This is a genomic window from Pseudomonas sp. P42 (assembly GCF_017973755.1).
GTDB classification, from domain to species: Bacteria; Pseudomonadota; Gammaproteobacteria; order Pseudomonadales; family Pseudomonadaceae; genus Aquipseudomonas; species Aquipseudomonas iridis.
In genome coordinates, this window is record NZ_JACOPU010000005.1 from 334,210 (window position 1) to 347,856 (window position 13,647).

The 13,647-nt window shown below is 59.4% G+C and carries 6 protein-coding genes; 1 reads left to right on the plus strand and 5 read right to left on the minus strand.

Features of this window, described 5'->3' with window-relative positions; all coding sequences use genetic code 11:
• Positions 1-123: 123 nt before the first annotated feature.
• The 5 genes from msrA to aceE form a co-directional block, all read right to left on the minus strand.
• Positions 124-789 (minus strand): peptide-methionine (S)-S-oxide reductase MsrA, encoded by a 666-nt coding sequence (gene msrA, locus H8B20_RS18310; RefSeq protein WP_047299451.1) that lies wholly within the window; start codon positions 787-789, stop codon positions 124-126.
• A gap of 111 nt (positions 790-900) precedes the next feature.
• The gene (locus H8B20_RS18315; protein WP_047299452.1) at positions 901-3,597 is read right to left on the minus strand and encodes a putative bifunctional diguanylate cyclase/phosphodiesterase; all 2,697 of its coding nucleotides are present in this window, start codon (positions 3,595-3,597) and stop codon (positions 901-903) included.
• Positions 3,598-3,851: 254 nt separating this feature from the next.
• Entirely contained in the window at positions 3,852-5,246 is a 1,395-nt protein-coding gene (locus H8B20_RS18320; RefSeq protein ID WP_210624112.1) for an alkaline phosphatase D family protein, read from the minus strand.
• Positions 5,247-5,520: 274 nt separating this feature from the next.
• Positions 5,521-7,494: a dihydrolipoyllysine-residue acetyltransferase gene (gene aceF, locus H8B20_RS18325; protein WP_210624113.1), complete on the minus strand. Its 1,974-nt coding sequence runs from the start codon at positions 7,492-7,494 to the stop codon at positions 5,521-5,523.
• An 11-nt stretch (positions 7,495-7,505) separates the two neighbouring features.
• Positions 7,506-10,151, minus strand: a complete 2,646-nt coding sequence (gene aceE / locus H8B20_RS18330; RefSeq protein WP_042557322.1) for a pyruvate dehydrogenase (acetyl-transferring), homodimeric type — start codon at positions 10,149-10,151, stop codon at positions 7,506-7,508.
• Between the two features lie 384 nt (positions 10,152-10,535).
• Here aceE and glnE point away from each other — a divergent pair, with 384 nt between their 5' ends.
• Positions 10,536-13,475 carry a bifunctional [glutamate--ammonia ligase]-adenylyl-L-tyrosine phosphorylase/[glutamate--ammonia-ligase] adenylyltransferase gene (gene glnE, locus H8B20_RS18335; protein ID WP_210624114.1) on the plus strand — a complete coding sequence of 980 codons (2,940 nt, stop codon included), beginning with the start codon at positions 10,536-10,538 and terminating at the stop codon, positions 13,473-13,475.
• Positions 13,476-13,647: the final 172 nt, after the last annotated feature.

Here is a 13,647-nt window from a genome sequence, read left to right on the forward strand (position 1 = left end):
GCAAGATCAAAAGATCGCAGCCTGCGGCAGCTCCTACACGGTTCGGCGGCGTCCACCAATGTGCGGAGGATCACTGATCTCCTGTAGGAGCTGCCGCAGGCTGCGATCTTTTGCTTTCAGGATTTAATTGCCTGCCAGGCTCGGTGGCATGCACACGCCAGTGCCGCCAATCCCGCAGTAGCCTTCCGGGTTTTTCGCCAGATACTGCTGGTGATACGTCTCGGCAAAGTACACGGTCGGTGCCTGTTCGATCTCGGTGCTGATTTCACCCAGGCCCGCTTTCGACAGTTCAGCCTGATAGGTCGCTTTGCTCGCCAGCGCGGCATCCAGTTGCTCTGGCGAGGTCGCATAGATCACCGAGCGGTACTGCGTGCCGATGTCGTTGCCCTGACGCATGCCCTGAGTCGGGTTGTGCAATTCCCAGAACATCGCCAGCAGTTCTTCGTAGCTGACTTGCGCCTTGTCATACACCACCAGCACCACTTCGGCATGGCCGGTCAGGCCCGAGCAGACTTCTTCGTAAGTCGGGTTCGGCGTGAAGCCGCCGGCATAACCAACCACCGTGCTGACCACGCCTTCGCGCTGCCAGAAGCGACGTTCGGCGCCCCAGAAGCAGCCCAGACCGAAGATTGCGAAATCGACGTCCTGGAAAAACGGGCCGAGCAGCGGGGTTTCTTCGAAGACGAAGTGCTTTTCAGGCAGGGTCATCGCGGTTTCGCGGCCGGGCAGAGCTTGTTCTTTAGTCGGGAGCACGTTTTTGTTCACCAGAATTTCCGAGCGCAGAACCATGATCGTTCCTCTCAGTCAGGATGGGATGTAAAAAAGTAGACCGCCAGTGTGCCCAAAGCTATCCGGATGCGCACTACCCAATGTAGGAGCTGCAGTGTTGGCGAGAAGGGTTTACAGGCAGAGCGGGCCGCGCGGGTAGCGTTTGAGGGCCTGGATCAGTTCGGCGCCGGGGATCGGCCGGTCGAACAGGTAGCCTTGACCCACATCGCAACGATGGCGACGCAGGAACGCCAGTTGCTCGGCGGTCTCGATGCCTTCGGCCACGACCTTGAGTTTCAGGTTGTGGGCCATGGCGATCACCGCAGAGGTGATTTCCATGTCGTCCTGGTTGTCGGGGATTTCGTGGATAAAGCTGCGATCGATCTTGATGACGTCGATCGGGAATTTTTTCAGGTAGCTGAGCGATGAGTAGCCGGTGCCGAAGTCATCCATGGCCAGGGTCAGGCCCAGGCGCTTGAGTTGATCAAGTTGCAAGTGCGTGTCTTCGGTGGCTTCCAGCAGCAGGCCTTCGGTCAGTTCCAGCTCCAGCAGATTGGCCGGCAGCGCTTCTTCCTTGAGGATGTTGGCGATGGACGCGACCAGATCCGGATCGGAAAACTGCTTGGGCGACAGATTGATCGCCACTTGCAGATTGCCCAGACCGGCAGCGGTCAGCGCTTTGCTCATGCGGCAGGCCTGACGGGCGATCCATTTGCCGATCGGAATGATCAGGCCGGTTTCTTCGGCGACGCTGATGAACTGGTCCGGACGAATCATGCCGCGCTCCGGATGATTCCAGCGCAACAGCGCTTCCATCCCCAGCAAACGACCACTGCGCAGGCAGAGCTTGGGCTGGTAGAACACGTCCAGCTCGTTCTGGGTCAGGGCGCGCCGCAGGTTGTTCTCGACGAACAGCTTGTAGCTGGCCTCGGCGTTCAGCGCTTCGGTGAAGACTTGCACCTGATGCTTACCATTGGCTTTGGCCTTGTGCAGGGCCAAGCCAGCGTTACGCATCAGGGTTTGTGGGTCGCGGCCGTGCAGGGGCGCGCAGGCAAGGCCCACGGAACCGGTGACGCTGATCAACTGGTTGTCGACGAACATCGGTTTGTCGAGGGTCATCAGCAACTGGCTGGCGATCTGCTGGCCGACCTCAAGATCGGTGTCGTCGAGCAGCACCGCAAATTCGTTACTGGCGAACCGGGCGAGGCTGCCGCTCGAGCTCAGGCTGTTGCGCAAACGCCGCGCCAGACTGATCAGCAGTTTGTCGCCGGTCTGGTGGCCAAGGCTGTCGTTGATGCGCTTGAAGTTGTCGATGTCCACCAGCAGCAGGCTGATCGGAGTATCGGTATCGCGGGCGAAGCGTTCGTCGAGGTTGCGGATGAACGCCGGGCGGTTGCCGAGGTTGGTCAGGTTGTCGGTGTACGCCAGACGTTCGATGCGCTGCTGCGCCAGTTTGGTCTGGGTGATGTCTTCGTAGATGCCGATGTAATGGGTCAGCTCACGGTTGTCGCCGTAAACCTTGGAGATCGACAACTGCCCCCAGTACGGTTCGAGGTTTTTCCGGCGGCTCTTGAATTCGCCTTGCCAGCTGTTGCTCTTGGCCAGCGCCGAGGGCGCGTCGAACAGCAGTTCGCTGAGGTTTTCCAGGGCCGGCAGTTCCGACAGGCGCTGGCCGTGGACTTCCTCGGTGGTGTACTGGGTGATTGCGGTGAAGCTCGGGTTGACGTACTCGACCACGCCGTCGCAATTGACCAGCAAAAAGGCATTGGCGCTTTGCTCGACCGCACGCTGGAACAGGTGCAGGGCGCTGGTGGCGGTGCGCCGGTTGTGGTTGTTGATGACTTGGGCGAACTGATCGGCCAGTTCACCGGCAAAGGCGATTTCATCGGACTGCCAGGCACGGGTGACGCCGGTCTGCTCCAGACACAGCACGCCGACCACATGGCCGTCGACGCGGATGCTGGCGTCGAGCATGGCGTTGACGTCGCGCGGGCGAAGCGCTTCGGCCATCTCGCGGGTGCGCGGGTCACGCATGGCATTGTGTGCGTCGATGGCGCGGCTGCTGTGCAGGGCGTCCATGTAATCTGGGAAGCCGCTGATGTCGATCGCGTCCGGGATAATGTATTCCTGGGTCGCGCGGTGGTAAGCCGAGATCGGCAGCAGTTGCTGGCCTTCAAGATTCCACAGGCTGGCGCAGTCGATTTCATAGATATCGCAGGCGCAGCGGGTGATCAGTTCGGCGGCTTCTTGCAGCGAGTTGTGTGTGCTGTAGCGCTGGCGGGCGAGCAGCAGAATCAGATCCTGCTGGGCACGCACCCGCTCCAGATGCTGCAGTTGTTCCTGCTGGGCACGCTGGTTGAGTTCGAGGGCGATTTGCAGGCGTGAATTCTGGGTTTCGAGATCCACTGAAGACAGCAGCGGCGTTTCGTCGAATACGTTATCGACCGCCAGCAAATAGCCGCGCAGCAAGTGCCGATTGTGCTGCTTGTAGGCTTCGCCGAGTTCCAGGATGGACAGCGCGCCGGCAGGGGTGTGTAGCGTGTAACGCACCAGATAATGCGGGCTGGCACTGAGTTGCAGCTGGATCGTGTCGTGTAACTGATAGCGCGCTTCCGGCTCCATCAGGCTGGCGTAAGGCGAGCCGACAAGAGCACACAGCTCGACGGCCGGTTGACCGAATTGACGTTCGCAATTGGGATCAAGAAACAGCATTGCCCAGCTGGCTTCATTCAAGCGCTCGAAACGCAGCATGCCGAGCCGCGAGGGCACCGGCAATTGCGTCACTACCTCGGCCACCATACGGCTGGCGGCATCGGGTTGGCTCTTCATGGAGGGAAACTCGCTTGGAAATATGCTGAACGCGCTGGGCTTTCGCCCTCTTTACTGTTGCCTGCGGCAAGGTTGCATCATTGCGGCACTGACTGACAAGAGTGATGAAGGCCAAGTGCTATAAGAATGTGTCGGCCGCGCGGGGCATTTCTCCAGTGTCTGTCGGAAAAGAACGATTGATCGCAGCTTGCGACAGTTGCTACAGGGGCATTTGACCTTTGCAGGCGCTGCCCAAGGCTGCGATCTTTCAAGGCTTAACGCAGTTTTATGGCAATCGACTGTAGCTTCTTGCCATTCCGATCATGGTAATTGACCAGAATCTGATCGGCTTCGACCACCACATGGGCAAAGTTGTCTTCACTGACCACCGTGCTGGTCAGTTCATGCCGATAGTCCCCCGTCGCTGTGCGCACCAGCGGTTGATCGAGCATAAAAGTCGAGGCTTTGGCGTAGGGGAGCAATTTGCTGTTGCACAGTGGCGAGGAAACGATGGTGTGAACTTCAAAGTCCGGATCTTCGCTGTGGGTCAGACGCGCAGTCAGCGAGCCGTGCACGTCGCCCGAGACGAACACCACGTTTTTGATCCGTCGGGTGCGAATGGTTTCCAGAATGCGCAGGCGCTGTTCCGGGAAGGCTTTCCACGCATCGTCGCCAAGTCGTTTGCGATCCGGGTAGAACATCACGCTGGTCACTACGAATTTCACCCGCGCCGGACTGTTGATCAGCCACTCCAGCAGCGCGTGTTCTTGAGCCTCATCAAGGATGCGTCGATCATCGGGCGACAAGTTGCGTCGGGTGCGGCTGTCGGTCACGAACCATTCGATATCACCGTCGCTGAATTGATACCAGTAATGCTCAAGTACAGAGCGATTAATCTGGCCGTTAATTGTCAGCGGATGCACCGGGCTGTGACTGGCTTGATACAACTCGTACGCCGCCATGGCATTGCGATATAACGCGCCGTCGGACTTGCTCGCATTGGCCGGCCAGTTATCTTCTATTTCATGGTCGTCGAGAATCATGTAAGTCGAAGTGCTGGACATCAATCGCTTTATATTGGGTTGCGAGAAGGCCGCGCGGTATTTATGGAGTATGTCCTTGTATTCGCGATCCGGTGCGAACAGGTTCATGTCGTCGACATAAATTTGATCGCCGGTCATTAGCGCGGCGCTGATCGGGGGTTGTGCGCCTTCGATCAATTGGTTGATGGACGCGAAGATCCGGTCGCCCAACTGGGGCAAGGAAGCAATGCCGGCGGTCATGCGCAAGTAGCGGCAGGAGCCGACAATGTAGGCCCTTGCGTGCATTGCTGTCGAGCGAGTGCGCAGACGATAGATTTCCCGAGGCCACTGCAGGGGCAGCTCTGCCACCGACTCTTGGGTATGAACTGGATTCATCGGGCTGAACCAGCCTGCTTGAAATTCGTATTCCGTATCGCTGCTCAAGTTGTTGAGTGCGAAAACGTCCGACATATCTCGCAGATCACTCAGTTTGGCGAAAATACCGTTAGACCATTGTTGTGTGTCGGCGATGCGATAACGTATCCCGGCAAACACGGTAGCGTTGTCCTGGCGGTCGCCGCGGATAAATATGCGTGCATGATTAGTTGTTACATGGCCGATTATCGGGCCGATAGTTGGTTTTAGCATTTCGAATCCATTCGAATGAATTGCTGAATAAGTTTTAGTGTCAAGTTCGTTAAATAAACTTGCTGCGCCAAGGTTAGTTGTAAGTTGAATGAATAAGTCGGCGTAAAGTTGACTGGAGTCGTGGCCGATGTCAGCGCAACTTGTAGGAAAAACACGAAGCCTGGTTTATTTCAGGCAAAAAAAGCCCCGCCAATTGGCGGGGTTGAGGTACGAGCGTGTGGCGCTCGAAAACGTGGTGCACAAGCGGCCCTCCGTCGCCGGAGGGCCGCCTGGATTACAGCAGGATGGTGCGGATGTCCGCCAGCAGGCTGCCCAGACGCTGGGTGAAGCGTGCAGCAGCGGCGCCGTTGATCACACGGTGATCGTAGGACAGCGACAGCGGCAGCATCAGTTTCGGCTGGAAGGCTTTGCCGTCCCAGACTGGCTGGATGGTTGCCTTGGAAACACCGAGGATCGCCACTTCCGGCGCGTTGACGATCGGCGTGAAGCCGGTGCCGCCAATGTGGCCGAGGCTGGAAATGGTGAAGCAGGCGCCTTGCATGTCGTCAGCGGTAAGCTTCTTGTCGCGGGCTTTGGCGGCCAGCGCAGCGGCTTCGGCTGCCAGTTGCAACAGGCTCTTCTGGTCGACGTTCTTGATGACCGGTACCAGCAGGCCATCCGGGGTGTCGACGGCGAAGCCGATGTTGACGTACTTCTTGCGGATGATCGCCTTGCCGCTTGGTGCCAGCGAACTGTTGAAGTCCGGCAGCTCCTTGAGCATGTGCGCGCACGACTTGAGCAGCAGCGGCAGGATGGTCAGCTTGACGCCGGCCTTCTCTGCAACGGCTTTCTGTGCGACGCGGAACGCTTCCAGCTCAGTGATATCAGCCGAATCGAACTGAGTCACGTGCGGAATGTTCAGCCAGCTGCGGTGCAGGCTCGACGCGCCGATTTGCATCAGGCGAGTCATCGGCACTTCTTCGATTTCGCCGAAACGGCTGAAGTCGACGACCGGAATCGGCGGGATGCCCGCACCACCGGTAGCGCCAGCAGCAGCGGCCGGTGCTTCCTTGGCCTTCTGCATCATCGCTTTGACGTAAACCTGCACGTCTTCTTTCAGAATACGACCGTGCGGACCGCTGGCGCCGACTGCGTTCAGCTCAACGCCGAATTCGCGGGCCAGTTGACGCACGGCAGGGCCGGCGTGAACTTTCGCGCCCGGCTTGGCCGGGGCGGCGGCTGGTGCGGCAGCAGCGGGTGCAGGTGCAGCGGCAGCCGGGGCAGCAGCGGCAGGTGCCGGAGCACTTGCAGCGGCCGCTGGAGCCGGGGCAGCAGCAGGCGCCGCGCCTTTGACTTTCAGCTTCAGAATCAGGTCGCCAGTGCCGACTTCGTCATCCAGCTTTATGGAAACGCTTTCGACCACGCCAGCGGCAGGCGACGGGATTTCCATGCTCGCCTTGTCGGATTCCAGAGTGATCAGCGATTGATCAGCTTCGACGGTGTCGCCAGCCTTGACCAACACTTCGATGATCTTGGCCTTGCCGGCCGAACCGATGTCCGGCACGTGGATGTCCTGAACGCTGTCAGCCGCCGGTGCAGCTGGCGCGGCTGCCGGGGCAGGCGCAGCAGCAGCGGCTGGCGCAGCAGCCTGAGCCGGAGCGGCAGCAGCAGGGGCCGCAGCACCCGCCACTTCCAGATCCAGAATCAGGTCGCCGGTACCGACTTCGTCGTTGAGCTTGACGCTGATGGCCTTGACCACGCCAGCGGCAGGCGACGGGATTTCCATGCTCGCCTTGTCGGATTCAAGGGTGATCAGCGATTGATCAGCTTCGACGGTGTCGCCGACCTTGACCTGGATCTCGATGATCTGCGCCTTGCCCGACGAACCGATGTCCGGCACGTGCACTTGCTGAACCGAAGCGGCAGCAGGGGCAGCAGGGGCAGCGGCTGGCGCGGCAGCAGCAGGAGCGGCAGCCGGTTTGGCTTCAGCTTTTGCAGCAGGCGCCGCGGCAGGCGCAGGGGCCGCTTCAGCGGCGCCCTCGACTTCCAGCTCCAGCAGTTCGTCGCCTTCTTTCAGACGGTCGCCCAGCTTCACTTTCAGGCTCTTGATGACGCCGGCTTTCGGGGCTGGCACTTCCATGCTGGCCTTGTCCGATTCCAGGGTCAGGATGCTCTGGTCGGCTTCGATACGGTCGCCGACCTTCACAAACAGTTCAATTACTTCACCTTCACCGCTGCCGATGTCAGGTACGCGAATGAGTTCGCTCACAAAATGTCTCCTCAGCAGTCCAGTGGGTTGCGTTTTTCCGGGTCGATGCCGAACTTGGTGATGGCTTCAGCCACAACCTTGGGTTCGATATCACCACGGTCAGCCAGTGCTTCCAGGGCTGCCAACACCACGAAATGACGGTCAACTTCGAAGAAATGACGCAGTTTCTTGCGGCTGTCGCTGCGGCCGAAACCGTCGGTGCCCAGGACCTTGAATTCCTTGGACGGTACCCACTGACGGATCTGCTCGGCGAACAGCTTCATGTAGTCGGTAGAGGCAATGACCGGACCTTTACGGCCGCTCAGGCACTCTTCAACGTAGCTCTTCTGAGGCTTCTGGCCAGGCTTGAGACGATTGCTGCGCTCTACGGCCAGGCCGTCGCGACGCAGTTCGTTGAAGCTGGTGACGCTCCACACGTCGGCGCCGATGTTGAACTGTTCACGCAGGATCTTCGCCGCTTCACGCACTTCGCGCAGGATGGTGCCGGAGCCCATCAACTGCACGTGGTGTGCTGCTTCGCGGGTGTCTTCTTCGAGCAGGTACATGCCCTTGATGATGCCTTCCTCTGCACCGGCCGGCATGGCGGGTTGCTGGTAGGACTCGTTCATCACGGTGATGTAGTAGAAAACGTCCTGCTGCTCTTCGGTCATCTTCTTCATGCCGTCCTGAATGATCACCGCCAGCTCGTAGCCGTAGGTTGGATCAAAGGTGCGGCAGTTCGGGATGGTGGCAGCCAGGATGTGGCTGTGACCGTCTTCGTGTTGCAGGCCTTCACCGTTCAGGGTGGTCCGGCCCGCGGTGCCGCCGATCAGGAAGCCACGGGTACGGCTGTCGCCTGCTGCCCAAGCCAGGTCGCCAATACGCTGGAAACCGAACATCGAGTAGAAGATGTAGAACGGCAGCATTGGCTGGTTGTGGCTGGAGTACGAAGTACCGGCAGCGATGAAGGAGCTCATGGCGCCCGCTTCGTTGATGCCTTCTTCGAGGATCTGGCCCTTTTTGTCTTCCTTGTAGAACATCACCTGGTCTTTATCGACTGGCTCGTAGAGCTGGCCGACGGACGAGTAGATGCCTAACTGACGGAACATGCCTTCCATACCAAAGGTACGGGCTTCGTCCGGGATGATCGGCACGATACGCGAGCCGATTTCCTTGTCCTTGACCAGTTGCGCGAGGATCCGCACGAAAGCCATGGTGGTGGAGATTTCACGGTCGCCCGAGCCGTCGAGGATAGCCTTGAGGGTGTCGAGTGGCGGTGTAGGAATGTCGAAGGACTTGGCGCGGCGCTGTGGCACGAAACCGCCAAGTGCAGTGCGGCGCTCGCTCAGGTAGCGGGCTTCGGCGCTGTTTGGCTCTGGCTTGAAGAACGGCAGGTTCTCCAGCTCTTCGTCCTTGACCGGGATGTCGAAGCGATCGCGGAACAACTTCAGGCTGTCGACATCGACTTTCTTGGTGTTGTGCGCAGTGTTTTTTGCTTCGCCGGCACCAGTGCCATAACCCTTGATGGTCTTGGCCAGGATGACGGTTGGTTGTTCTTTGTGGTTGACCGCCTCGTGGTACGCCGCGTAGACCTTGTACGGGTCGTGGCCGCCACGGTTGAGTTTCCAGATCTCGTCGTCGGACAGATCGGCAACCATCGCCTTGAGTTCTGGCGAGTTGAAGAAGTGTTCACGCACGAACGCGCCGTCTTTGGCTTTGTAGTTCTGGTACTCGCCGTCGATGACTTCATCCATGCGACGTTGCAGGATGCCGTCGACGTCTTTGGCCAGCAGTGGGTCCCAGAAACGGCCCCAGATGACTTTGGTCACGTTCCACTGAGCACCGCGGAACACGCCTTCGAGTTCCTGGATGATCTTGCCGTTACCGCGAACCGGGCCGTCGAGGCGCTGCAGGTTGCAGTTGATGACGAAGATCAGGTTGTCGAGCTTCTCGCGGCCAGCCAGCGAGATGGCGCCCAGGGATTCTGGTTCGTCGCACTCGCCGTCGCCCAGGAAGCACCAGACTTTTTGCTTGCCTTCCGGGATGAAGCCACGAGCTTCCAGGTACTTCATGAAACGTGCCTGGTAGATCGCCTGGATCGGACCCAGACCCATCGATACGGTCGGGAACTGCCAGAAATCAGGCATCAGCCAAGGGTGCGGGTAGGACGACAGGCCCTGACCGTCTACTTCCTGGCGGAAGTTGTTCATCTGGTCTTCGGTGATGCGGCCTTCCATGAATGCACGGGCGTAAACGCCTGGCGAGGTGTGGCCCTGGAAGTAGATCAGGTCGCCGCCGTGTTCGTCGGTCGGGGCCTGGAAGAAGTAGTTGAAGCCGATGTCATACAGGGTCGCACTGGAAGCGAAGCTGGAGATGTGACCACCCAGGTCAGAATCTTTCAGGTTCGTACGCATTACCATGGCCATCGCGTTCCAGCGTACCAACGAGCGAATGCGGCGTTCCATGAACAGGTCGCCAGGCATGCGTGCTTCGTGGGTCACGGGGATGGTGTTGCGGTAAGGCGTGGTGATGGCGTAAGGGAGCTGCGAGCCGCTGCGGGTCGCGAGTTCACCCATACGGGTCATCAGATAGTGAGCACGGTCTTCGCCTTCTTTGTCGAGAACCGATTCCAGGGCGTCCAGCCATTCCTGGGTTTCGACGGGATCGAGGTCTTGCATGGCTTGCTCCAGGGCGGAAAGGCTTCCAGAATCGGTTGCCTGAGTTTGCGACTGGCCTTGTGGGCAGACGATTTAAAATTCTTGGATTGCCGACAGGTTGTTCCGGCGGCGTGTAGTTTTACTACAAATCTTCCGGCATTTCAGCCTTTCGAATGTATAGACGAGTAGTAAAACTACAGATGAAAGGCTTGTGGCCTCCGACTACGTTGTGAGAATAATCGTTAAGGTTGGTCGATTGCCATCCGAAAAAGGTGAAAGTTTGATGCTGGCTGCCAAAGAAAAAGAAATATCAGCTATTTCTAACTTTTGTTCGACAGTCCTTCAGGTAGCGGGTTTTCACCGTTCACTACAAGCGGCCATTTACACGCCGATCAAGGATAGACCATGACCCTGCCCGTGCTTGCCGAACTGCCCGCCATTCTCCTGCCGTTGGTCACTCGATCCGAGCAGTCGTTCCGTACGGCCGTCGCCGCGCTTGAAGACGATCATGGCTTCTCGAACTGGACATCCGAACGCTGGGCGCAATTTGCCCGCGTCACCGGCGCCAGCGAGTTCGTCATTGAACAGAGCGTTCGTGACCCTTTGATGTTATTGACGCTGGTGCAGTCCGGTGAGCTTGACCGGCCGTTTGCCCCCGGCGAATTGTGCGCGCAAATAGCCGCTGCAGTGGCGGCCGCCCAGACCGAAGATGAGCTCGGTCACGTCCTGCGCCGTCAGCGCGCACGCCATCAGGTGCGGATCATCTGGCGTGATCTGACCCGCCAGGCCGATCTCGTGCAGACCTGCCGTGATCTGTCGGACATGGCCGATGCCTCTATCGATCAAGCCTATCAATGGTTGTACAGCCGCCATTGTCAGCAGTTCGGCACGCCGACCGGGCGTCGCAGCGGTTTGCCACAGCAGATGGTCATTCTTGGCATGGGCAAGCTCGGCGCTGTTGAGTTGAACCTGTCCTCGGACATCGACCTGATCTTCGCCTACCCCGAGGGCGGCGAAACCGTTGGCGTGAAGCGCGCGCTGGATAATCAGGAATTCTTCATCCGACTGGGCCAGCGCCTGATCAAGGCGCTTGACCCGATGACCGTCGATGGTTTCGTGTTCCGTGTCGACATGCGTCTGCGTCCCTATGGTTCATCGGGCGCGCTGGTGCTGAGCTTCAATGCGCTGGAGCAGTATTACCAGGATCAGGGTCGCGACTGGGAACGCTACGCCATGATCAAGGCGCGTGTGGTGGCCGGCGATCAAGTGGCGGGTGCGCAGTTGCTCGATATGCTGCGGCCGTTTGTTTACCGGCGTTATCTGGACTTCTCGGCAATCGAAGCGCTGCGCACCATGAAGCAGCTGATTCAGCAGGAAGTCCGGCGCAAGGGCATGGCCGACAACATCAAGCTCGGTTCGGGTGGGATCCGCGAGGTCGAGTTCATCGCCCAGGCTTTTCAACTGATCCACGGCGGGCGCGATCTGAGTCTGCAACAGCGTCCTCTATTAAAGGTGTTGAGCACGCTGGAAGGGCAGGGTTATCTGCCACCCGCGGTGATCAGCGAGTTGCGCGAGGGGTATGAATTTCTGCGTTACACCGAGCACGCGATCCAGGCGATTGCCGACCGCCAGACCCAGATGCTGCCGGATGGCGCTCAGGATCAGGCGCGTATCGCGTTCATGCTCGGGTTTCCCGACTGGGAAGCCTTCCACGAAAAACTGATGTTCTGGCGCGGCCGGGTGGCCTGGCACTTCGCGCAGGTGATCGCTGATCCTGATGAGGAAGAGGGCGCCGAAAGCGAAGTGGTGGTTGGCGGTGAATGGCTGCCGTTGTGGGAAGAGGCGCAGGACGAAGAGGCTGCCTGCCGTCAGTTGGAGGAGGGTGGTTTCCGCGATGCACCGAAAGCGCTGAAGGCCCTGGCCGGGCTGCGCGGCAGTCCGCAGCTGCGGGCGATGCAGCGTCTGGGGCGCGAACGTCTGGATTTGTTCATCCCGCGCCTGATTGCCCAAGCGGTTGAGCATGACAACCCGGATCTGGTGCTGGAGCGTGTGCTGCCGCTGGTTGAAGCAGTGGCGCGGCGCTCGGCGTACCTGGTGTTGCTGACGGAAAACCCCGGTGCGCTGCGTCGCTTGTTGACGTTGTGTGCGGCAAGTCCGTGGATTGCCGAACAGATCACCCGCTTTCCGCTGTTGCTCGATGAATTGCTCAACGAAGGACGCTTGTTCAAGCCGCCATTGGCGCCGGAACTTGCCGCTGAATTGCGCGAGCGTCTGACGCGGATTCCCGAAGACGACCTCGAACAACAGATGGAAGCCCTGCGCCATTTCAAACTGGCGCACCGCTTGCGCGTCGCCGCGTCGGAAATCGCCGGCAGTTTGCCACTGATGAAGGTCAGCGATTATCTGACCTGGCTGGCCGAGGCAATTCTTGCGCAAGTGCTGGCGCTGGCCTGGCGCCAGACCGTGGCCAAGTACGGCACGCCGTTGCGTACCGACGGTACGTTGTGCGATCCCGGGTTCATCATTGTCGGTTACGGCAAAGTCGGCGGCCTGGAATTGGGGCATGGTTCGGACCTCGATCTGGTATTCATCCACGACGGCGATCCACAGGCAGAAACCGATGGCCCGAAACCGATTGATGGCGCGCAATTCTTCACGCGGCTGGGGCAGCGGATCATCCACTTGCTGACGGCGCAGACTAACTCCGGTCAGCTTTATGAAGTGGATATGCGTTTGCGGCCGTCCGGTGCGTCGGGGTTGCTGGTGAGTTCGCTGGGTGCGTTCGCCCGCTATCAGGAAAACGAAGCCTGGACGTGGGAGCATCAGGCGCTGGTGCGGGCGCGGGTGCTGGTCGGCAGCCAGGATGTCGGGCAGGCCTTCGAGAAGGTTCGCGCCCAAGTGCTGGGTAAAACCCGGGACCTGGCCAAGCTGCAGCAGGAAGTCAGCGAGATGCGCGCGAAGATGCGCGATAACCTCGGCAGCAAGAGTACCTCAGCCGGCACAGGCGCTAACGCCTTCGAGGCCACGGCGCCGTTCGACCTCAAGCAGGATGCCGGAGGTATCGTCGATATTGAATTTATGGTGCAATACGCGGCTCTGGCGTGGTCGCAAAGCCACCCGCCATTGCTGCGCTGGACCGATAACATCCGCATTCTGGAAGAGCTGGAGCACGAAGGGCTGATGCCTGCCGAAGATGCCAGTCTGTTGCGTGAGGCCTATAAAGCCTACCGCTCCGCCGCCCACCGGCAGGCCTTGCAGAAGAATGCCGGGGTGATTGCAGGCGACCAGTTTGCTGAAGAACGGCGACAGGTTTTGCGAATATGGCGTGAGCTGGGGCTAAGCTGAAAAAGGCCAGTGAGGGCTGTGAGATTCAAATGCGGGAGCGAGCCTGCTCGCGAAAACGGAGTGTCAGGCGACATTGATGCTGGATGTGCCGGCCCTTTCGCGAGCAGGCTCGCTCCCACAGTGATCTGCGGTGAATCGCAGATGTGTGACCGGATGCAAAACCCTGTGGGAG